This window comes from Clostridioides sp. GD02404, assembly GCF_045898275.1.
GTDB lineage: Bacteria > Bacillota > Clostridia > Peptostreptococcales > Peptostreptococcaceae > Clostridioides > Clostridioides difficile_A.
In genome coordinates, this window is record NZ_JBJOCA010000045.1 from 1 (window position 1) to 23,580 (window position 23,580).

A 23,580-nucleotide genomic window follows, 5' to 3' on the forward strand; every position below is an offset into this window, starting at 1 on the left:
AAGTGTATAGTATAAAATTTAATAATAAAACAAATATTTATAATTGATACAATCAATTAAATTAGCCATTATGATATACTTTTGATAATGAGAAAATTCTATGAAGGGATGATTAAATGAGGTATTTTAAAAAATACATAAAAAAATATATAGTGTTATTTTTTACAGCAGTATTTTTTTTGACGCTGGAAGCTTTTTGTGATTTAGCTCAACCAACTATAATGGCAAAAATAATCGATATAGGAGTTTCAAATAAGAATTTAGATTACATATTATCAACAGGAGCTTTAATGATAGGTATAACCTTTTTAGGTGCAATATTTTCAATAATAAGAAGTATAATCTCAGCAAGAGTTTCTCAATGTTTTTCTTATGATTTGAGACAGGATGTGTTTGAAAAGATAAATACATACTCATTAAAACAAGTAGATAAATTTGGTAGAGCTTCACTAATAACAAGAATTACTAATGATATTAATCAAATACAACAATTCGTACATGGAATGATGAGAGTTTTTATAAAATCACCAATCATGTGTATAGGAAGTTTAATTATAGCTATAAAATTAAATTTAAAGATGTCAATAATTATCTTAGTTGCAGTTTTAATCATATTTATTATAATATTACTCAATATGAAGATTGGCTATAGATTATTTAAGAATGTACAAGAAAGTACAGATAAGATAAATTCAAAATTAAGGCAGTTTTTAAGTGGCATAAAAGTAGTTAAGCTATTTTGCAGATATGATTATGAGAGCAAACGTTTTGAAGAGTTAAATGAGGAGCTTTTCCAAAACAGTAGAAAAGCTACAACAATGATGTCATTTTTTAGACCTACAATTACAATAATTATTAATGTTTCCATAATAATAATCTTATTAATTGGAAGATATTTAGTTTATTCAGGGGAAATTAAAATTGGAATTATAGTTGCTTATGTAAATTATATGACTAGGATATTAACATCACTTATAATGATTTCACATGTTTTTAATGTTTTTGTTAGAGCAAAAGCTTCATATGAAAGAGTAAGTGAAGTTTTGCTTGATGAGAATGAAGAAATAATTGAGAAAAATGTAAATTTAGATATTGAAGAAAAGAAATTTAAACTTACAAGTGGTGATATAGTTTTTGAAAATGTGTATTTTTCATATAATAAAAATATGGATGAACAAATATTAAAAAATGTATCTTTTAAAATAGAAGAAGGTCAAAACATTGGTGTAATTGGTCAGACTGGTTCAGGAAAGACTTCTTTAATAAATTTAATTCAAAAATTATATATAGTTGATAAAGGAGATATTAAGATTGGAGGAAATAGTATATACAGTATTTCTGAAGAAAGTTTAAGAGAGGGAATAGGTGTAGTATTTCAAAATAGTAGTGTGTTTGGGAAAAGTATACTAGAAAATATAATTATGGGAAATAAGGATATAAGTAGAGAAGATGTTATAAATTCGTGCGAGATAGCAAATGCAAATCAATTTATAACAAAACTTGAAAATTCTTATGATGAAGTTTTATTTCAAAGGGGTAAAAACCTATCAGGAGGACAAAGACAAAGAATTACGATAGCTAGAGCTATAGCGAAAAAGCCACAAATATTAATCCTTGATGATTGTTTTAGTGCAATGGATATTAATACAGAGACAACTATTAGAAAGAATATAAAAGATTATATAAAAGATTTAAGAGACAAAGAAAATAAGAAATGTACTATCATAACTATTTCACAAAAGATTAGCTCTATAATTGACTGTGATAAAATTTTAGTCTTAGATGAGGGAGAGGTGGTTGGATTTGCTACACATGAAGATTTACTGGTTAGTTCTCCAATTTATAAAAAAATTTTTGAGTTGCAGAACTTAGCAAATGAAGATGTAAATTAAGGAGGAAGTATATTGAATTTAAGTACTGGAAATCAAAAGGTCAGTAGATTAAAGAAAAAAGAGAAGCCTAAAGATTTTAAAAAAACATTTAAAAGAGTTTTTATATACTTTAAAAAAGACAAAAAGATTACTAGATTCATTTTTTTGCTAGTAATAATCGACTCTATTATATCAACTATAATACCATATACTCTTGGAAAAGTAGTTGACATAATAAATATTGATACGTATTCGAAGTCCATTTTCTTAAAAGGCATAATTATATTACTCTCATTTTATATAATTGAATTTTCAGTTAAACTGTCTAAGGGGATATGTACAGCTAGACTATCTCAAAGTATAGTTAAAGAGATGAGAAGTAATTTGTTTTTGAAATTTAAAAATCTACCAATAACCTTCTTTGATAAAAGTTCTACTGGAGATATTATGAGCAGGGTAACAAATGATGTTGATAATATTAGCACAGGAATCTCAAATTCATTAGTACAATTAATTACAGGAATTTTAAATATATTGATGACTTTCATTATGATGTTTATATTAAGTCCAATTTTAACATTTTGTAGTATTATATTAATACCAATAGTAATGTTTCTAAGTAACTTTATAGCAAAGAGGACTAGAGTTCTTTTTAAACAACAACAAGTGGAGTTAGGGAAGTTAAATTCTCATATTGAAGAAATGGTATCTAATATAAATGTAGTAAAATCTTTTAACTATGAAAGAAAGTCTATAAATGATTTTAAGGAAGTTAATGATAGACTACTGAATATTTCACTCAAATCGCAAATCTATACATCTCTTTTAATGCCTATTATGAATGTAATTAGCAATATAGGGTTTGCAACTATATGTATTATAGGTGGAGTCTTGGCGTCTAAAGATATTATAACTATAGGAGTTATAGCTAGTTTTTTAAGCTATGTAAGACAATTTACAAGACCATTGAATGAATTGGCAAATCTATTTAATACATTACTTTCAGCAATAGCAGGATGTGAAAGAGTTTTTGAGATTATAGATGAGAAAGAGGAAAAAGAAGCAAAGGATGTATTTAAAGACAAGTTTAATGATAACAAGAATGATAATCTAAATTCTTCTTTTTCAAATGGAGAGATAGAGTTTAAAGATGTAAGTTTTTCTTATAATTCAAAAAAGAAGATTTTAGATAATATAAACTTAAGAATAAAGGCAGGCACATCAAATGCCATTATAGGAGAGACTGGTAGTGGGAAAACAACAATTATAAATCTAATTACAAATTTTTATCAAGTAGATAAAGGAAGCATATTTTTAGATGGTGAAGATATATATTCTATTGATAGAAATTATTTAAGAACTTGTTTTGGAGTAGTTCCACAAGAAAGTTATATATTTAATGATACAGTTATGGAAAATATAAGATATGGGAATCTAATGGCTACTGATGAAGATGTTATATATGCTAGTAAAATAGCAAATTCACATAAATTTATAACGAAAATGCATAGAGGATATAATACTGTATTATCAGATAGGGGTGAGGATTTAAGCGAAGGTCAAAAACAGTTAATAAGTATTGCTAGAGCAATATTAAAAAATGCACCTATACTTATTTTGGATGAAGCTACAAGCAATATAGATATAGCAACAGAGGCCAAGATTCAAGATGCAATAAATAATTTAACTTTTGGAAAGACCAGTATAATCATAGCACATAGATTAAGTACTATATCAAATTGTGACAATATAATAGTTTTAGAAAATGGCAGAATTTTAGAATCTGGAAATCATAAAGAATTAATAAAACTAAAAGGACATTATTATAGAAACATACTGTTAACACAAGGAAAGTAAGTGTTTAGAAAAAACTTTAAAAAAATTGTTTAAAGGTATATGCCTCGGGTATATATAAACTAACTTGATAAATAAAAAATTTAATTTGATATATAAAATTTAGGAGGAAAGTAATTATGAAAAAATTTGTTTGTACAGTATGTGGATATATACATGAAGGGGATGCTGCACCAGCACAATGTCCAGTATGTAAAGTTGGAGCTGATAAATTTGAAGAAATGAAAGGCGAAAAAAATTGGGCTGATGAGCATAGAATAGGTGTAGCTCAAGGTGTAGACGAAGAAATAATCGAAGGATTAAGAGCTAACTTTGTTGGTGAATGTACAGAAGTAGGAATGTATTTAGCAATGAGTAGACAGGCTGATAGAGAAGGTTATCCAGAAGTAGGAGAAGCTTATAAGAGAATAGCTTTTGAAGAAGCTGAGCATGCTGCTAAATTTGCAGAACTTCTTGGAGAAGTTGTAGTTGCAGATACAAAAGAAAACTTAAGAGTTAGAGTTGACGCTGAGTATGGAGCAACTGATGGAAAACTAAAATTAGCTAAAAAAGCTAAAGAATTAGGATTAGATGCTATACATGATACAGTACATGAAATGTGTAAAGATGAAGCTAGACATGGTAAAGCATTCTTAGGATTATTAAATAGATATTTTGGAAAATAAATTTAATATAAGTTAAGTAGATTTTTAGGAGTATATCATTTATGATTTTTAAAATTATAAGGATATACTCCTTTTTAAGAGTTGTATTTTATTTTATAGTTATAATCTTGTAAATATTTAAATGAGTATAAATATAGTTTTAATGAAATCAATTTTTTAGTCTTATTATCTCTAATTTATATAACTATGAAATTAATTTGATATAAATATATTCGAAAAAACTAACTGGCTAGGGGTCATGCCTACTGCATATCTTGTGTAATATTGTTACATGAGTGTTGATTTTTACTACTTAGTCACTTTTACTTTGCAGAAAGTTTGTTGTAATAAATGGATTATTTTATAAGTCAGATTTTAGAGATAGTAAATTGACATACTTAAAAGAATACCTTAAACTAAATGTAAAAAATATCGACAGGTGGTGGACAATCTGATTAAGTATATACATAAAAGTAATATAGCTATTGTTGTACTACATGAAATTTATGGAGCTAATAATTTTATAAAAGATGTTTGTCAAAAGTATTATAAAGATGGATATGATGTGTTTTGTCCAGAGCTTTTGGGAGATAGGAAAGTTTTTTCTTATTCAGAATCTCAAGAGGCGTATGGTTTTTTTATAGACAATGTTGGATTTGATATTTATAAACAAGTAGAAAAACTTATAAATGACTTAAAATCAGAATACAAATATGTACTTGTTATAGGATATAGTGTTGGTGCGACTATTGCATGGAGATGTAGTGAAGACTCTCTTTGCGATGGTATAGTTTGTTGTTATGGTTCTCGAATTAGAGATTATATGGAGGTAACTCCGAAATGTCCTACCTTGTTAGTGTTTGCAAAACATGATTCATTTGATGTTGATTCTATTTTTTGCCAACTTTCTAGAAAACAAAATGTTCAAATCGAGATTTTAGATGCAAATCATGGTTTTATTGATACATACTCAAAAAATTATTCTGATGTTCAAGCACAAGTGTTTAGTACTAAAGAAAAAAGTTTCTTAGATAAATATTTAGTATAGCATATTATAAAATATATAAAAGATTTAATTAATCTTAAAAGTTTTATGGCACTATTGATATTTGAAAATATTAGTAGTGCCATTAGATTTTAGTGTTATTATATTTTTGAGATATAGTTAATTGACATTATAGTGTTAATTATGTCTTTATGATTTTTAATGAGTTTATAATACTATTTATTTAAATAAACAATAAGAAAATTCTTTGTACTTGAATAAGAATATTATATGAGAATATTGCAATTTGATATATTTACCATTACAATAAAAGTAGTTACAACTGAAATTCTAAATAAGTTAAAGTAAGTTGGCAAATTGGAGGTTTTTAAATATGAAAGCATTTAAAAAGCACTTCTTAGTACTTTCTTTGATATTTTTGCTTATTGTATCGTGTCTTAATAGTATTCAATGTTTTGCCGATGAGTCTGAAAATTCAAAAAAAATACGAGTTGGATATTGTGATAACTATGGAATTATATCTTCATCCGAAGAACATTCTTATACAGGATATGGTTATGATTATTTAAAAGAAATTTCAAAGTATACAGGATGGAAATATGAATTTGTAAAAGGGTCTTGGGAAGAATGTTTAGATAGATTAGAAAACGGTGAGATAGATTTACTTGGACCTTTACAGAGTAATGATGAAAGAGGTAAAATATTTAATTTTCCTAAAATAAGTTCAGGATATGAATATAGTGCATTATATACAAATGAAAGTAACTACAATATGTTTTATGAAGATATAAGTTCATTTAACAATATGAGAGTGGCTGTGCTCAAAGGTAATTTTCATAATATTGCATTTGAGAAGTATAGAAAAGAAAATAAATTTTCAGTAAAATATATATATTGTAATTCTATCGATGAGTTAATTGAGTCTGTTAATAAAAATAAAGCAGATGCTTTTGTTTGTGGAAGTATTGTAAATGCAAAAGGAATGAAGATAGTTAGTAAGTTTTCAATGGAACCTTTTTATTTAGCTACTACAAAAGAGAAAACTGATTTAGTAAAAGAATTAGATTATGCTTTAAAAGAATTAAAAATGAATGATATGTACTATGATATGGAATTATATAAAAAATATTTTAAAAGAGATGTTACTAATTCTATAGCATTTACTCGTCAAGAAATTAATTTTATTAAAGCCAATCCAAAGCTTACTATGGTATACGATTCTGAGTGGTCTCCTGTTGAATATTATGATGTAGAAAGTAATTCATTTAAAGGTATAAGTTCTGACTTAATGTCAATTATATCAAAAAAATGTGGAATAGAATTTGACTATATTGAAACAAAAAATTATAATGAGAGTCTTAATTACATAAAAAATGGAAAGGCAGATATGCTTTGTGGCTCAATTAATGAAGATGATAAAGAAAAACGATTTGGTATGAAACTGACAAATCCATACATAAATATACCTATAGTTATGGTTGGAAAACTAGGAACTAATCTCAATAATGATTTAAATATTGCTTTAACAAGTAGTTATAAGTCTATTGATTCTTACATAGAAAAAAGCTTTGAAAATGCCAAAGCAACATCTTATAAGTCTATAGAAGATTGTTTAGATGCCATAGATGAAGGAAAAGCAAGCCTAATGGTACTTAGTTCTTATCAGTTTGATGAACTCTTAAAGGAAGGAAAATGTAATAATCTATCAATTATATCTGTTTTAGATACTAATTATGGAATGTGTATAGGAGTATCAAATAAAATTAGCCCAATATTGATATCAATTTTAAATAAATCAATAGGCAAAATTACTGATGAACAGTTAAATGACAGTATATATTCTAACACCATTAATAAGCCTTATAAGGTACCATTTGGTATCATTTTTAAAGAGTATTCATTACAAATTATTATGTGTATTTGTATTATGTTTTTAATTGCCATCAAATATATAATTTACAATAAGAAAAAGAAAGAGGATTCTCTAAAGAAAATTGCATATACAGATTCATTAACAGGAGCAGCGAGTATAGAGAAGTTTAAAATAAATGCAGAGAAATTATTTGCTAAAAACAATCCAGAATCATATGTGTTATTTTATATGGATGTTGATAAATTCAAGTACATAAATGATATGTTTGGATATGATGTGGGAAATAATACTTTAATACATATATCAAATACTATTGCAAGTGAATTGCATGAGGATGAAATTTTTGCAAGAGTTTCTGCTGACCATTTTGTTCTTCTTATTAGATATAAGACAGATGAAGATATTAAAGCAAGGCTAAATAGTATTTATAACAAAGTTCAGATATTTAGTAATCATAAGATAAATTACTATAAGTTGATTTTAGATTGTGGTATATACAAAATAAATAAAGATGATAGAGATATAAACACTATTATGGATAGAGCAAATACTGCAAGAAAGACTATAAAAGGTGGTCATAAAAATTCATTTGCTTTTTATAATGATGAAATGCATAAGAAAATACTAAAAGAAAAAGAAATTGAAAATACAATGATAGATGCTCTTAACAATGGAGAATTTATTGTATATTTTCAGCCTAAATATAGTCTTTCAGATTACCAGATTATAGGGGCTGAAGCACTTGTTCGTTGGGATAATCCAAAGAAAGGACTAATCCCACCAATAGAATTTATTCCTGTATTTGAGAGAAATGGCTTTATTGTAAATATTGATTTTTATGTATTTGAGGAAGTATGTAAAAAGATTAGAGAATGGATGGATGAAGGTCAAAAAGTTGTACCTATATCTGTTAACTTATCTCGAATGCATTTTGTAAATAGTAATTTTGTTGAGAAGTTTAGACTAATTGTAGATAAATACAGAATACCAACAAATTTTATAGAATTAGAGCTAACAGAAACAGCAGTATTAAATAATATAGATGGTTTAATTGACACAATGAATCATCTAAAAGAAAATGGGTTTGTGATTTCTATGGATGATTTTGGAACAGGATATTCTTCTCTTAATCTTCTAAAGGAACTACCTGTTGACATATTAAAATTAGATAGGGCATTTTTTACAGAAAAAGATGAGAGTAATAATGAAAAAATTGTTATATCTAATGTCATTAGAATGGCAAAGGAATTAAAAATGAAGGTAATCTCAGAAGGAGTAGAAACCATTTCACAATTAGATTTTTTAAAGCAAATTGGATGTGATATGGTACAGGGATACTTATTTTCTAAACCAATGCCTGTAAAAGATTTTGAGAAAATAGTTTTTAAAAAAGAAGAAAAAAATGTATAAATAATGTGAAAACATCTACACAATAAGGATGCTTTAAGATAGTTAAATATACTATCTTAAAGCATCTTTATTTTTGTATGAGTTTTTATTGAAATTATTAATAGATTAAATCAATTGAGAAAAAAACTCAAAAGAACACAATAATCACTTGCAAAGTTCATACTATTATGATAGACTTAAATCAAAATTAAGAATTGTAAAAAGAAGGAAAACATAGGTAATTATTTTAACTGACTAAAATTTAAGATAAAATATTGTAATTTATATATGAGATAACGATTGCTTATAAATTTAAATTAGTTTAAGAGGAGGAATATTATATGATGCCATTGATACTATCAAATACAGGAGAAGAAGTAGTTATAAAGAAGATTTCAGGAAGTGACAAGACAAGAACTTTTTTAAATAGTATAGGTTTTGTAGTAGGTACAAATGTTAAAATAATTTCTAAGATAGATGGGAATTTAATAATAGATGTAAAAGATACTAGAGTTGCATTAGACAAAAAGATGGCAAGTAGAATAATAATATAGGGAGGTAATGATATGAACAGATTAAAGGATATTAAGTGTGGAGAGACTGTGAAAGTCAAGAAGTTAGAGGGGGAAGGAGCCACACGAAGACGTATAATGGATATGGGAATTACGAGAGGTGTTGATGTATTTGTAAGAAAAGTAGCTCCTCTTGGTGACCCAATTGAAATAACTGTAAGAGATTATGAACTATCAATTCGTAAGTCAGATGCAGAAAAAATCATTGTGGAATAATAAAATTAATTAATTAGAATGGATTTAGTGCAATTATATAATGAGAATGATTTTCTGTATCATGAATAGTTATGTACTTAAATAATAATGGAGGGAATGGAAATGTCAATAAAAATAGGTCTCATAGGAAATCCTAACTGTGGTAAGACAACAATGTTTAATGGGCTTACTGGTTCATCTCAATATGTTGGGAACTGGCCAGGAGTAACAGTTGAAAAAAAAGGTGGAAAGTTAAAAGGAAATAAAGATGTGGAGATAGTAGACTTACCAGGTATTTATTCTTTATCACCATATACATTAGAAGAAGTAGTTACACGTAATTTTATGTTAGATGATAAACCAGATGCAGTAATAAATATAGTAGATGCATCAAATATAGAGAGAAATTTATATCTTACAACTCAAGTTTTAGAATTGGGTATACCTACTGTCATAGCTCTTAATATGATGGATATTGTTAATAAAAATGGTGATAAGATAAATATTAAAAAGTTATCTGAGGTTATAGGTTGCCCAGTGGTAGAAGTGACAGCAGTTAAAGGTCAAGGGATTATGGAAGCCGCTGAAAAGGCAATTCAACTTGCAAGCAGTAATAATAAATTAGATTTCAAACTGCCTTTTGTTGATGAAAGTAAGGAAGCAATAGAAAAAATTGAAAAGATAATAGAAGAAAAAACTCCATATATAGATATGGAAACACGTTGGTTAGCTATAAAGTTATTTGAAAGAGATGAAAATGTTATACAAAAACTTGATATTTCTAAAACAATATTGAATAACATAGAAGAAATAACTAGAGATTGTGAAAATGAATTGGATGATGATAGTGAAAGTATAGTAACAGCAAATCGTTATGAATTTATTAGTTCAATAATTTCAAGTATAATAAAGAAGAATAGAAAAGGTAAGGAAACTGTATCAGACAAGATAGATAAGATTGTAACAAACCGAATATTAGCATTACCTATTTTTGCACTTATAATGTGGGGAGTTTATTATATAGCAGTAAGTTCATTGGGCGCTATAGCAACTGACTGGACTAATGATGTACTGTTTGGAGAAATTATTCAAGGAAATGTAAGTAATTTTATGGCTTCTTTAAATGTAGCTGATTGGTTACAAGGACTTGTAGTTGATGGTCTAATTGGTGGAGTTGGAGCTGTATTAGGATTTGTCCCACAAATTATGCTTCTATTCTTATTATTATCAATATTAGAAGATTGTGGATATATGTCACGTGTAGCTTTTATAATGGATAGAATTTTCCGTAAGTTTGGTCTTTCAGGAAAATCATTTATACCAATGCTTATAAGTTCAGGTTGTGGAGTTCCAGGAGTTATGTCAACTCGTACTATAGAGAATGATAGAGATAGAAAAATGACTATTATGTTAACTACATTCATTCCATGTGGAGCTAAAATACCAATAATAGCATTATTTGCAGGAGCATTATTTGGAGGTGCTTCATGGGTAGCGCCATCAATGTATTTCTTAGGTATAGTAATGATAATCATTTGTGGAATTATATTAAAGAGAACTAGTTTATTTGCAGGAGAGCCATCTCCATTTGTTATGGAATTACCTCAATATCATGTTCCAAGTGCAAAAGGTGTTTTAATACATATGTGGGATAGAGGAAAAGCCTTCATAATCAAAGCAGGTACGATTATATTTGTAGCTTGTGGAGCAATCTGGTTCTTACAATCATTTAACTGGTCATTACAAATGGTAGATGCTGGAGATAGTATATTAGCTAGTTTAGGAAATATAGTTGCACCAATATTTGCACCTCTTGGATTTGGAAACTGGCAATCATCAGTAGCAACAGTTACAGGTCTAGTAGCCAAGGAAAATGTAGTTGGGACATTTGGAGTTTTATTTGGTATATCAGATGCGACAGAGCAAGACCCAGCACTTCTTGGTTCAGTTGCAAGTATGTTTACAGTAGCTAGTGCATTTGCATTTATGGCATTCAACATGCTTTGTGCACCTTGCTTTGCAGCTATTGGAGCTATAAAAAGAGAAATGGGTTCATGGAAATGGACATGGATTACATTAGGATTCCAAACTTTAACAGCATATATAGTTGCTCTTCTTATCAATCAAGTTGGAAGTTTAGTTTTAGGAACTGGAGGAAGTATTGCTGGGGCAATAATATCTATAGTTATAGCAGTAGCTGTAGTATTGATAGTTTTAACTTATTCAAATAGAAATATGAAAAAAGAAAAAATTGGTAAATTAAGTTATATGAAAAATTAATTCATATAAATAAGGAGTGGTGAATATGGCTACATTTATTATAGCAGCTATTGTAGTAGTATTGATGGCGTTAGCCATAATGCATATGGTTAAAAATTCAAAAAAGAATGGTAGCAGTTGCGGATGTGGTTGTTCTGGTTGCTCAAGTAGTAAGAGCTGTAATACTAATAAGAGATAGATAAAATAAGAATCTGATAAAAAGTTAAATTACTTTATTATCAGGTTCTTATTTTTTATACAAATAATAAATTTCATGTTTGAAGTAGGTTAGACTATGTTGTAATTTTAATGTATAATTATAGACAAATATATGATTAGGAGGGATTATTGCTAAATAAAGCAATATAAATGTATATTATGTTTAAATTTGATGTGACAAATGAGCTTATGTGTATAGCAAGGGGAAGTGGCAAATTTTTTGCAAAAAAAGGTGCTATGGTAGCCTTTAAAGGAAATTTTAATTTTGAAAAATTATTACTTGGTCCTAATAATGGTGGTGGTTTAGGAAGAGCACTGTTAGGGCATGTTCAAAGGTCATTAACAGGAGAACAAATGCCAATAATGGTTGTTGAAGGTGAAGGTGAAATTTACCTGGCTCAAAATGCTTATCATGTAGATGTAATATCGATTGACCCAGGTGATTCAATTTATGTTGAGAGCGAAAATTTATTGGCATTTTCTGAACAATTGCATTATAGTGTAAAATTAATTGGTTCAGGGGTACTATCTCAAAAAGGGCTTTTTACTACACATTTAGTAAATAAAACAGGCCAAAATCAAGATGTTGCCATAATAACAGATGGAAATCCTCTAATACTTGAAGGGCCTTGTTGTGTAGACCCAGATGCATTAGTAGCCTGGACTGGAAGGGAACCATATCCAAAAGTAGCAAAATTATCATGGAAGACTTTTATTGGTCAGACTTCTGGGGAATCTTATCATATGGAATTTGTTGAACCTGGACAAATAGTCATCATACAACCATCTGAAAGATTGTCTGGCTTAAAAACAGATTCTACGCCTTCTGATAGAATGAATTCAGGTGGGTTGAGAATTGGTATAGATTAAATTTTATAATGTAGTTTAATCACTCTTTAGGATTTTAAAAAATAAAAAATGTAGCAGGGATAGATATATTAAAAGGAGTCTTATATGATTGAGAAAATTCATAAAAAATTCAAAGGATATTATATTTTTTTAATAATTTTAATTTTATGGAAAATTGTATGTGTTCTGGGAATATGGAGTAGCTATATCTTGCCTCCTCCTGAAAGGGTTCTAGATACTTTCATAAAAATGATATACGATGGTTCTATTTTCTTAAATGCCTATGCTAGTATAAAAAGAATATTGATAGGTTTTTTTATAAGTTCACTGATAGCAATACCACTTGGAGTTATATTTGGAGTAAATAAAAAAATGTATGAATATTTCAAACCACTCTTTGAATTTATGCGAAGTACACCTCCACTAGCTTTAGTTCCAATGCTGATTTTATGGTTTGGGATAGGTGAAGAATCCAAAATTATAATTATCATTTTGGCATCTTTTTTCCCTATATTTTTAAATACATTGAAAGGCATAAAGAATTGCGATAGTAAATTAATAGAAGTAGGTAAATCTTTTAACTTATCTAAAAAGAGAATTTTTTATAAAATAATAATTCCTAATTCTATGTTAGATATTGTTGTTGGACTTAGTTTAGGTCTTGGATATAGTTTTAGAGCTATAATTGGAGCAGAACTTATTGCAGCTTCTTCAGGTCTAGGATATTTAATTTCTGATGGAAAAGACATGTCACGAACTGATGTTGTATTGGTAGGAATTTTTGTTATTGGATTTTTAGGTATACTTTCAGATTATCTATTTTCAAAAGCAATAACAAAGTTTAGTAAAGGGAAGCAGGTTGATTTAAATGGTTAGAAATGGATTTTTATTAGAGAATATACATAAAAAATATTTAGTTGATAATAAGGAACACTTGGTTCTTGATGATGTATCTTTAAATATATCTAGCGAAGAAATCACTGTTATACTAGGGGAGAGTGGATGTGGTAAGACAACCTTACTTAGAATTTTAGCAGGTCTTGAAAACGCTACTAGTGGAAATGTATATTTTTACAATAATGATAAACAATGTATTCCAAAAGTAGGTGTAGTATTTCAAGAAAGCAGACTAATGCCATGGTTGAATGTGAGTGAAAATATATTTTTACATACTGAAAAAAAGAATAAAAATAAGGTTGATTTGGATAAGTATTTAAAAATGATGAAACTTGAAAAGTTTAAAAATTCATATCCAAATGAATTATCTGGGGGGATGGCTCACAGAGTAAGTATAGCAAGAGCACTTTCCTTCAATCCAGATATTTTACTGATGGATGAGCCATTTGCGGCACTAGATTACTTTACAAGAAGAAAAATGCAAAAAGAAGTTGTAAATATCCATAAAAATACTAAAAAAGGTGTAGTATTTGTGACTCACAATATAGAAGAAGCTATGGAAATAGCAAAGAAAATAATTGTTTTTAGTAAAAATAAAGGGATTAAACAGTTTAGTGTCGAAGATGAATATAATAGAGATTTAACAAAAAGCTATTATATAAGCTTAAAAAAAGAAATATTAAGGGAATTGGGGGAGTTTTAATTGATTAAGAGAAACAAAAAGATTTTAGCAGTAATGACATCTTTAGTAATGGTGTTGGTTGGTACTGTAGGTTGCTCAACAAAAAATGACGAGAAAGATGCACCTGCAAAAAAAGAGGCTAGTTTACCTAAGGAAATAAATCTGACTTATGTGAAATCACCACTTAATGTTCCTAGTATACTTGAAAAAAAGGATGATTTATTTGGAAAGGAATTTGGAAAAGACAATATAAAAGTTAATTTTCATGAATTGACAACAGGACCAGAGCAAACTCAAGCACTAGCTGCAGGAGAGATAGACTTTTTACATGCATTAGGAGGAACATCTGCAATAATAGCTGCTTCAAATGGTGTTGGTCTTAAAGTTACAAATATTTATAGTAGATCACCAAAGGGATATATGCTTATAACTAATAATGAAAATATTAAATCTATAAAAGATTTAAAAGGCAAAAAGATAGTAGGACCAAAGGGTACTATACTTCATCAATTGTTAATTGCAGCACTTGCTAAGGAAGGTTACACTATAGATGATGTTGAATATGTAAATATGGATATTCCTAGTGCTGCTTCTGCATTAGAAAGCAAAAGTGCTGATGTAGCAATGCTTGCAGGTCCAACAGCATTAAAAACAATAAACTCAGGTGCTAAGATGATTGTAAATGGAGAAGGCTTAGTTAGTGGAATAATAGTTACTGCAGTAAGTGATGATTTTGCTGAAAAATATCCTGAGTTAGTAAAAAGATTTATGAAAGTTCATGAAGAGACTTTAAAATATATGGATGAAAACAAGGATAAAGTAATGGATGTTGTATCTAAAGAAGTGGGGCTATCTTTAGATGAAACTAAAGAAATGTATTCTTGGTATGATTTTAGTTCTAAAATAACAGATAAAGATAAAAAAGAGTTAGAAGACACACAAGAATTCTTAATGTCTAATGGAATGCAAGAGAAGAAAATAGATATTAAAGACATGTTGTACAATCAAAACTAGAATGTTAAATTAGAAAATACACCCTTTTTATTATGGAAACAGTATAGTAAAAGGGTGTATTTTTTATTACTATATAAAAATACAACTAAAAGCAACTTACTATTTTATCTACACTTATGTAGTCTAGTAACTTTCTCATTTTTTTACGATGAAGTAAAAACTTAGAATATGTGTCTTCTGATTGTTTTGTATCTCCGTAAACCTTCCAATATTTAATCATAGAAACTTCATAATTACTATATCCCATAAATCCAATCACATCTTTGAGAGGATATCCTAAAAAAATTCCTATTTCATCAGGAAAAGTATCACCCTTAAGCTTATCTACTAAATGTTCTAAATAAGCATTAACATTTGTATTTTGTTTGTATCCCAGAAATTTTAGAAAATTTACTGTTTTTTTACATTTTAGCCTTTCTGATAAAGCTTTTTTGTTTACAAATAAGATTTTTAATCCCTTTTTCTTTTTATCAATAACTATAAAATCTATCTTTTTACATTTATATAGATATTTGTAAATATCACTAATTTTTTCCTCTCTATTTACATCAGTAAATGAGATATTTATTATTTCAGCAGGTTTAGAACCTAAAAAGACAGGACCTAAAACTTCTAAAAGCCATTTTATATAAGATGATTCAATTTTATTTTTACAACAAAATTGTGAATTACAGCAAGACATAAAAGATAACCTCCTTCAAATGAAAATTAATATCAGTTAATTAGATTATACTATAAGTGATAATCAATATCAATAATAAAAATACCTTTTTTTTATTTAGTTACTTATTTATTATAATTTCCCAAAAAATAAATTATATCTTGTTTAATTTTAGTAAATAAAAAATAAAAATATAGAAATACTAAGTTAAGAAAGAAATATATTTAAATTTTTTGTAATACAAAACATCTAGGAGGGTAATAAAAATGAAATTAAAAAGAACCTTATTTGTAGGACTAGCGTTAGTATTAGCTATAGGAATGACTGCATGTACTAAAAAAACAGAAGAGCCAAGTAAGAATGCAGGGAAAAATCCCAATGAATCAGTAAATAATAATGAAGGTTATATGAATTATTATTCAACAAGCTATAATGATTATATAGCAGGTTTAAATAGATATTCTATTTATGATACTCCAGAGAGTATAAATAATCAGTTTAAGGATAAAGAATATCCAGGAAATGAAAAATATTTAGCTGATGTGAAAGCTGCATATAAAGATAGTAGAGATAAAATACAATCATTTGTAACATCTCTTAAAAAAGATGGTAAAACAGAAGATACAGAATTAAAGAAAATGAATGATGAATTAATAACTGAAGGTGAAAGATTAATAAAAGATATAGATGAGAGAATAAAAAAATTAGATAATGTATCTGATGAAGATATGAAAAAAGGTCAAAATGACTTTATGAAGATAGTTCATGGAACAGAAGATGTTGGAAATGATATAGGTAGTGGTTTTAGAAAAATGATAAAAGATATGAATGATAGACTAGGAATAACAGGAAATAATAAAAAATAATAGAGTAAATATCTAGTTAGAAAATAAAAAAGTTTTACAAGATATAGAAGCCCTAAAAGTATTATCTTTTTTGGGCTTCATATTTTTTATATTAATGAAAAATTAATAATTACATAATATCATATAACTATTGAAAATACAAAGATTTAGACACTAGAAAGTCAATAAAAGATATCTATTTATTTTTAACTAAGAAAAACAAAAAATAAAAAATTTAAATAAATTTATTGACAAATATTATTAATGAATATATCATATATAACATAGCAACAAATGATAATCGAATTAAATTTTAAATTAAATAACGTCTTATCAAGAGTGGTGGAGGGACTGGCCCTTTGAAACCCGGCAACCAGTATATTTTATATACATTGGTGCTAAATCCTGCAACTAATATAGTTGATAGATGAGTATAAATAGCTTTCTAAGCCTGAGTTTATACTCAGGCTTTTATTTTGTTATATATAAATTAAAATACATAAGCGAGGATAAACATAAAAACTTAGCATAATAATAGGGAGGAAATTTTATGATTAGCATAAAAAATGTTAATAAGTATTATGGAAAGATTCAAGTACTTAAAGATGTAAGTATTGAAATAGAATCTGGAGAAATTTTTGGAATAATAGGTCATAGTGGAGCAGGAAAATCAACACTACTTAGATGTATAAATGGCTTAGAAGAATATCAAGAAGGTAATGTGCTTGTTTCTGATAAGGAAGTAAAGTCACTAAATGAAAAGCAAATGAGAGATTTAAGAAAAGAACTAGGCATGATTTTCCAACACTTTTCATTACTTGAGAGAAGAACTGTATTTGATAACGTAGCATTACCATTAGAATGTTTTGGATATACAAAATCAGAAATACAGAAAAGAGTTTTGGAGCTATTAGAAGTGGTTGGTATATCTGAAAAGAAAAATGATAAACCTAGGAACTTAAGTGGTGGTCAGAAACAAAGAGTTGCAATTGCCAGAGCTTTAGCACTAAATCCACAAGTACTTCTTTGTGATGAAGCAACCTCAGCATTAGACCCAAATACTACAAAATCAATTCTTTCATTACTTGAAGATATAAATAAAAAATTAGGAATAACAATAATTGTTGTAACTCATCAAATGGAAGTTATAAAACAGATTTGTGGAAGAGTAGCAATAATGGAAAATGGAGAAGTACTAGAGGTAGGAGATACAGAAGAGATTTTCTTAAGAAATACTAAGGGACTTAGAAAATTAATAGGTGAAGAAAGTATAATTTTACCAAAAGGAACAAATATAAAGATACTATTCCCTAAAGATATTTCTAATGACGCTATTATAACGACTATGGCAAGAGAACTAAATATAGATGTATCTATAATATTTGGTAAATTAGAACAATTTAAAGAAGATATTTTAGGTTCACTTATCATAAATGTTTCAGATAAAAGTGGGGAACAAGTAAAACAATATCTAACTAGTAAAGGCATAAGATGGGAGGAAATGATAAATGAATAGTTTAATCGACTTTTTAACAACACTATTTCCAAATGCATTGTTACAAACTTTGTATATGGTTATAGTACCAACTATAGTAGCAACAATATTAGGATTTATACTAGCAATCATATTAGTAGTTACAAAACCAGATGGATTAAAACCAAATAGCACAATAAATAGTGTTTTAGGATTTATAGTAAATATATTTAGAAGTTTCCCATTTATGATACTTATAGTTGCAATGATTCCAATAACTAGATTAATCGTTGGAACAAGTATAGGGGAAACTGCTGCAATAGTACCAATAACTATTGGTGCAGCACCATTTATCGCTAGAATTATAGAAAGTTCGTTAAATGAAGTTGACAAAGGATTGATAGAAGCTGCAAGATCTTTTGGGGCTACAAAGAGACAAATAGTATTTAAGGTTATGATAAAAGAAGCTATGCCTTCAATAGTATCTGGAATTACATTATCAATAATATCTATACTTGGTTATACAGCTATGGCGGGTGCAGTAGGAGCTGGAGGATTAGGTAATGTAGCACTTATTTATGGATATCAAAGATTCGATACAGCAGTAATGGTGTATACAGTAATAGCACTTGTAATATTAGTTCAGATAATACAAGGTATAGGAAATCTAGCTTACAAGAAACTAAAATAATTTAATCATAAAAACTTTAAAGAGGGGGAGTAAAAAATGAAATTAAAAAAATTATTATCAGTAGCATTGGTGTCAGCAATAGCAATATCAGCAGTTGGTTGTTCAAACAAAGAGGATAAGAAAATACTAGTAGGGGCTTCATCAAATCCACACGCAAAGATACTGGAAGTAGCAAAACCTTTATTAAAAGAAAAAGGATATGATTTAGAAGTAAAAATATTTGATGACTATGTACTTCCAAACACAGCTTTAGATGAAGGTTCTTTAGATGCAAACTTCTTTCAACATATTCCATTTTTAGAGGAAACAGTTAAGGAGAAAGAATATAAACTTACGTATACAGCTAAAGTCCATATAGAGCCAATGGGATTCTATTCAGAAAAAGTTAAGTCATTAGATGAAATAAAAGATGGAGCAGTTATAGCTGTACCAAATGATGCAACTAATGGAGCTAGAGCGCTTAAATTATTAGCAAAAAATAAATTAATAGAAGTAAAAGATGGAGAACTTATAACTAAAAAAGATATAACTAAGAATCCTAAAAATATACAAATAAAAGAAATGAATGCAGAGCAATTACCAACAGTATTAAAGGATGTTGATGGAGCAGTTATAAATTCTAATTATGCTTTAACAGCTAACTTAAATCCTACTAAGGATGCTATAGTAATAGAGTCAAGTGATTCTCCATATGTGAATATAATAGCTTGTAGAGAAGATAATAAAGACAGTGATAAGATGAAAGCTTTATCAGAAGCTATGAACAGTAAAGAAGTTAAAAAATTTATACAAGATGAATATAAAGGAAGTATAGTTCCGGCTTTTTAAATTGAATATACAAAATCTATAAAATGAGTAAAATTAAAAATATTTACTCATTTTTTTTTATAACTAGAAAGTGACAAATTTTTTGGAAGAATTGTGGTAACATATTTATAGGTAAAACTATATAAAAATGAAGAAGTGGTGGGGAATATGGAATCTAAGGGAACTTTAAGCAAGAATAAGGTCTATATACTAGCTAATGGGGTATTTTTGATTATTGCACTTTTAAATATAAATTTGTATACAGTTTCTATAAATATGTATAGGATAATTTTACTTTGGATATTTGGATACTCTATAGTTTATATAACTAGTTTTAAAAAAGACGAATTTATAAATATATTAAAGTCAGGGTGTCTCGTATTAGTTTTTGTAAGTATTTTAGGCGTAGCAGATTTAAAACTTCAAACATTCCAAATTGTATTACTAAATTTAAGTATAATTAATATGTCTACTTTTATATATTTAACCATTTCTAAAGTAAAAAATTTGAGAATAAGCCCTGTATTAATCTTTTATAGTGCTTTTGTCATAGTAGACTATTTTATAAGAAATATTTTTAGTGATTTTAACTGGAATATGATTATTATATTAGTTAATATTGTCGTGTCGTTGTTTAATTTGATATATTTATTGAATAAACTTGATAGCACAGTTGAACACTATAAGTTAATAAAAGATTTATCATATTTTGCTTTTTTTACAACTATTATAGGATTTATAGCAATTTATTTTAGTGTAGTAGATACAGAGAGATTGATAGGAGTAGTGTATTTATTATTATGTAACCACACTTATTATGTATATGTATACAGTCTCAATAATAGAATAGTATATCCATATTACGAGCTTGATTATATAAATAAAAAATTAAGTAGAAAGTCAGAGCAATTAAGTAAGATAAATTTAGCTATAGAAAAAGATATGACTATACAAAGAACACTAAAGAATTATATAGACCAAAGGAAAGAGTTATTGAGACAAGCTCTTGATACAATACCAAACGTATGGATAGTAACGGATTATGATTTTAATATAAGTTATACAAATAATAAGTTTAAAGATGAATTTTCAAAAGATATGAGTAATTTTTATAAAATATTAACTTTTGTCAAAGAAGATAAAAATGTAGCTGAGAAATTAAAAAAATTTGACAATGATATAAGTATAATTGACAAGCAGGTAGAATTAAATGATAAAATCTATTTGTTGAGTTTAAGTAATAATAAAGATGAAAGTAATTATTTAATAAGCTTAAATGATATTACAAATGAAATCAAAATGGATGAAGAAATAAGACATATAAATAAAGATTACAAAAACATTATATTAAATATTCCATCCCCTATACTTGTGAGGAGTGCTGAAGGTGGTATAAAGAAGAATAAGATAATTAGTATAAATAAGAAATATGAAAAGAGTTTTAGATGTAATTCCAATGATTTAGTTGGTATGACATTAGAACAGTATTTTGAAACTTTCAATATAGATTTCTTTGATAATAGAGAATTTAAAAGATTAAATCTTACTCAAGAAAAGAAAGCTGAAATAGTAAGTTACAATGATACAGCAAACTGTATAGTTAATTTTGTAATGTCTGATATAGATGGTCAAGACCGTGTTGAAGAAGTTAGAGTTGGAGACTACTGGTCAGATAATAAACTATTTAAATTGCTTACATTTAGAGATATAACAAAAGAGATAAATATACTTAGAATAGTAAATGAACAAAAGATAATATACGAAAAATTACTCGATGCTATACCAGAGGCTATTTTTCTTGAAGATTTAAGTACATCAAGAGTTCTATATACAAATAGAGCTTTTAGAGAATTATTTGGAATTTCTAGTGATGTATTAGGAGCCACAACACAAAAATATAGAAATATATTAGTAAAAAAATACATAAATAATTTAAATATAGGAGAGAGAGAAAAGAGCATTCACATAGTAAACGAAAATAATCATATTAGAGAAGTAAAGATGATATCAAGAACATTGTATTTTGGACAAAAGAGAAGTAGAGTTAGAATTATTAAAGATTTGAGTGTACAAAGAGAGTCTGAAAGACTTAAGAAAGCACTAATAAAACAGAGACAATATGACCAAATGAAGATGGAGTTTTATGCTAATATATCTCATGAACTTAAGACTCCTTTAAATAATATATACAGTTCAGTTCAACTTGTCGAAAATCTTTATAAAAAAGGAAAAATAATAGATTTTCAGAATATACTAAAAGAACATATACAAATAACTAAACAAAATATGTTTAGATTATTGAGATTAATAGATAACATAATAAATATTTCTCAAGTTAAGTCAGATATATATAAGATTAAAGCAGTTAATTTTGATATTATCGATATAACAGAAAGAATAGTTACATCTATTAGCAGTTATGCTAGGTCTAAGGGAATAGATTTGATTTTTGATACAAATGAAGAAACTATGAGGGTAGGGCTTGACCCAGAATCTATAGAAAGGATAATATTGAATATATTATCAAATTCTATAAAGTTTACTTTAGAAGGTGGAGAAATTCTTGTAGGTATCTATAAAAAAGGTGAGACAGTAGAAATACTTATAAAAGATACTGGAATAGGTATAGAAAAAGATAAATTGAGTGACATATTCAATCGATTTAAACAAATTGAAAATAGTGGTATATCAAATGAATTTGGAAGTGGGATAGGATTGTGTCTTACAAAATCATTGATTGAAATTCAAAATGGGGAAATTTACATAGACAGCAAAGTAGGAGAAGGGACTGAAGTGAAGATTATATTCCCAATTAAAGAAGTGGTTGAAGAAGTCTATGATAATTCAAATTATAATGACAATATTGAAAAATTCGAAATAGAATTTTTTGATATATACAAATAATAAATATTGAAATCTATTATTTGTATACAATCATAAAATAAGTTGATTTTATTTATGTTTTTAGCTAGAATTAGTTTATTGCAAATAAATTTTATGAGGTGAAGTTTTGGAAAAGGATTTTTTTAGAAAAAATGGTATTGATTTAGCCAAATCAATATTAGGCAAATATCTTATAAGAAAGTATGAAGATAAAACAATCGTTACTAAAATCATAGAGACAGAAGCCTATATGGGTATAAATGACAAAGGAGCACATGTATATGGTGATAAAAAAACCGACAGAACGAAGCCATTATATTTAGATGGTGGGCATATATATGTTTATTTAATTTATGGGATGTACAACTGTTTAAATTTATCAGCAAATGTAGAAAACACACCAGAGTGCGTATTAATAAGAGGTGTAGAACCTATAACTTCTTTAGATGAGATATCTATAAATAGATACAATAAATCTTACAATAATTTGAGTAAATATCAAATAAAGAATATTACTAATGGGCCAGGAAAGCTTTGTAAGGCTCTAAAAATAGATAGAAGTCTAAACAGCAAGAGTATAATGGGTGAAGAATTATATATAAGTGATTTTTATTATGATGATGAAGGAGTAAAGGTATTTAGTAAGGATGATATAGATATAAAAACTAGTAAGCGTATAAATATAGATTATGCAGAAGAGGCGAAAGATTTTTTATGGCGTTTTTATATAGAATAAGTCTTTATGTAAGTGAGATATATATTTATTAAGTGAGATATATATTTATAGGAAAAATTTTCTATAGATATATATCTCACTTTTTTTACATAATTTTTAATTTAATAAAAATAAATTTATGAATTACAAACATATTTTAATAAATTTATAATTATTTTA

General features: G+C 27.3%; 20 protein-coding genes and 1 riboswitch. Of the genes, 19 read left to right on the forward strand and 1 reads right to left on the reverse strand.

Translation table 11 applies throughout. From position 1 onward, the window contains the following. Positions 1–116: 116 nt before the first annotated feature. From Q3287_RS18535 to Q3287_RS18595, 13 genes are all read left to right on the forward strand, one after another. A complete protein-coding gene (locus tag Q3287_RS18535) occupies positions 117–1,892 on the forward strand; it encodes an ABC transporter ATP-binding protein (RefSeq protein WP_407964624.1) in 1,776 nt (591 codons plus the stop codon). Positions 1,893–1,904: 12 nt separating this feature from the next. Next, entirely contained in the window at positions 1,905–3,728 is a 1,824-nt protein-coding gene (locus tag Q3287_RS18540) for an ABC transporter ATP-binding protein (protein WP_407964625.1), read from the forward strand. A gap of 116 nt (positions 3,729–3,844) precedes the next feature. Continuing rightward, entirely contained in the window at positions 3,845–4,390 is a 546-nt protein-coding gene (locus Q3287_RS18545) for an NADH peroxidase (RefSeq protein ID WP_074178981.1), read from the forward strand. A 418-nt stretch (positions 4,391–4,808) separates the two neighbouring features. After that, a complete protein-coding gene (locus Q3287_RS18550) occupies positions 4,809–5,417 on the forward strand; it encodes a dienelactone hydrolase family protein (RefSeq protein ID WP_054269971.1) in 609 nt (202 codons plus the stop codon). Between the two features lie 331 nt (positions 5,418–5,748). Next, positions 5,749–8,658, forward strand: a complete 2,910-nt coding sequence (locus tag Q3287_RS18555) for an EAL domain-containing protein (protein WP_407964626.1) — start codon at positions 5,749–5,751, stop codon at positions 8,656–8,658. Between the two features lie 320 nt (positions 8,659–8,978). After that, positions 8,979–9,191: a FeoA family protein gene (locus tag Q3287_RS18560; protein ID WP_021384253.1), complete on the forward strand. Its 213-nt coding sequence runs from the start codon at positions 8,979–8,981 to the stop codon at positions 9,189–9,191. A 12-nt stretch (positions 9,192–9,203) separates the two neighbouring features. Next, positions 9,204–9,425, forward strand: a complete 222-nt coding sequence (locus tag Q3287_RS18565) for a ferrous iron transport protein A (protein WP_021384243.1) — start codon at positions 9,204–9,206, stop codon at positions 9,423–9,425. Between the two features lie 102 nt (positions 9,426–9,527). Then, positions 9,528–11,684 (forward strand): ferrous iron transport protein B, encoded by a 2,157-nt coding sequence (feoB, locus tag Q3287_RS18570; protein WP_407964627.1) that lies wholly within the window; start codon positions 9,528–9,530, stop codon positions 11,682–11,684. A gap of 25 nt (positions 11,685–11,709) precedes the next feature. Continuing rightward, positions 11,710–11,862, forward strand: a complete 153-nt coding sequence (locus Q3287_RS18575; RefSeq protein WP_054269974.1) for a FeoB-associated Cys-rich membrane protein — start codon at positions 11,710–11,712, stop codon at positions 11,860–11,862. Between the two features lie 179 nt (positions 11,863–12,041). Then, positions 12,042–12,752: an AIM24 family protein gene (locus tag Q3287_RS18580; RefSeq protein WP_054276440.1), complete on the forward strand. Its 711-nt coding sequence runs from the start codon at positions 12,042–12,044 to the stop codon at positions 12,750–12,752. An 84-nt stretch (positions 12,753–12,836) separates the two neighbouring features. Continuing rightward, positions 12,837–13,607 (forward strand): ABC transporter permease, encoded by a 771-nt coding sequence (locus Q3287_RS18585; protein ID WP_054276435.1) that lies wholly within the window; start codon positions 12,837–12,839, stop codon positions 13,605–13,607. Then, positions 13,600–14,331 carry an ABC transporter ATP-binding protein gene (locus Q3287_RS18590; protein ID WP_407964628.1) on the forward strand — a complete coding sequence of 244 codons (732 nt, stop codon included), beginning with the start codon at positions 13,600–13,602 and terminating at the stop codon, positions 14,329–14,331. Before Q3287_RS18585 ends, Q3287_RS18590 begins: the two co-directional genes overlap by 8 nt. Next, complete coding sequence (locus Q3287_RS18595; RefSeq protein WP_407964629.1) at positions 14,332–15,324, forward strand: NrtA/SsuA/CpmA family ABC transporter substrate-binding protein; 993 nt, start codon at positions 14,332–14,334, stop codon at positions 15,322–15,324. It begins immediately after the preceding gene. Between the two features lie 85 nt (positions 15,325–15,409). Here the strand turns inward: Q3287_RS18595 and Q3287_RS18600 are convergent, their stop codons facing one another. Beyond that, a complete protein-coding gene (locus Q3287_RS18600) occupies positions 15,410–16,006 on the reverse strand; it encodes a DUF3793 family protein (RefSeq protein WP_054269977.1) in 597 nt (198 codons plus the stop codon). 245 nt (positions 16,007–16,251) lie between these two features. On the opposite strand from Q3287_RS18600, the gene Q3287_RS18605 reads away from it, so the two are divergent. The 6 genes from Q3287_RS18605 to Q3287_RS18630 all read left to right on the forward strand — a co-directional run bounded on the left by Q3287_RS18605 (position 16,252) and on the right by Q3287_RS18630 (position 23,421). Then, positions 16,252–16,851, forward strand: coding sequence for a hypothetical protein (locus tag Q3287_RS18605; RefSeq protein ID WP_054276437.1), 600 nt, complete (start codon positions 16,252–16,254; stop codon positions 16,849–16,851). Between the two features lie 306 nt (positions 16,852–17,157). Further along, a riboswitch (SAM riboswitch) is annotated at positions 17,158–17,264 on the forward strand. Between the two features lie 116 nt (positions 17,265–17,380). Next, complete coding sequence (locus tag Q3287_RS18610) at positions 17,381–18,346, forward strand: methionine ABC transporter ATP-binding protein (protein ID WP_054269979.1); 966 nt, start codon at positions 17,381–17,383, stop codon at positions 18,344–18,346. Next, positions 18,339–18,995: a methionine ABC transporter permease gene (locus Q3287_RS18615; protein WP_054269980.1), complete on the forward strand. Its 657-nt coding sequence runs from the start codon at positions 18,339–18,341 to the stop codon at positions 18,993–18,995. The genes Q3287_RS18610 and Q3287_RS18615 overlap by 8 nt, the downstream gene beginning before the upstream one ends. Positions 18,996–19,031: 36 nt before the next feature. Then, positions 19,032–19,823 carry a MetQ/NlpA family ABC transporter substrate-binding protein gene (locus Q3287_RS18620; protein WP_054276442.1) on the forward strand — a complete coding sequence of 264 codons (792 nt, stop codon included), beginning with the start codon at positions 19,032–19,034 and terminating at the stop codon, positions 19,821–19,823. Positions 19,824–19,970: 147 nt separating this feature from the next. Then, positions 19,971–22,706: an ATP-binding protein gene (locus Q3287_RS18625; protein ID WP_407964630.1), complete on the forward strand. Its 2,736-nt coding sequence runs from the start codon at positions 19,971–19,973 to the stop codon at positions 22,704–22,706. Positions 22,707–22,812: 106 nt separating this feature from the next. Beyond that, positions 22,813–23,421, forward strand: coding sequence for a DNA-3-methyladenine glycosylase (locus Q3287_RS18630; RefSeq protein ID WP_054269983.1), 609 nt, complete (start codon positions 22,813–22,815; stop codon positions 23,419–23,421). The last annotated feature ends 159 nt before the right edge of the window (positions 23,422–23,580 follow it).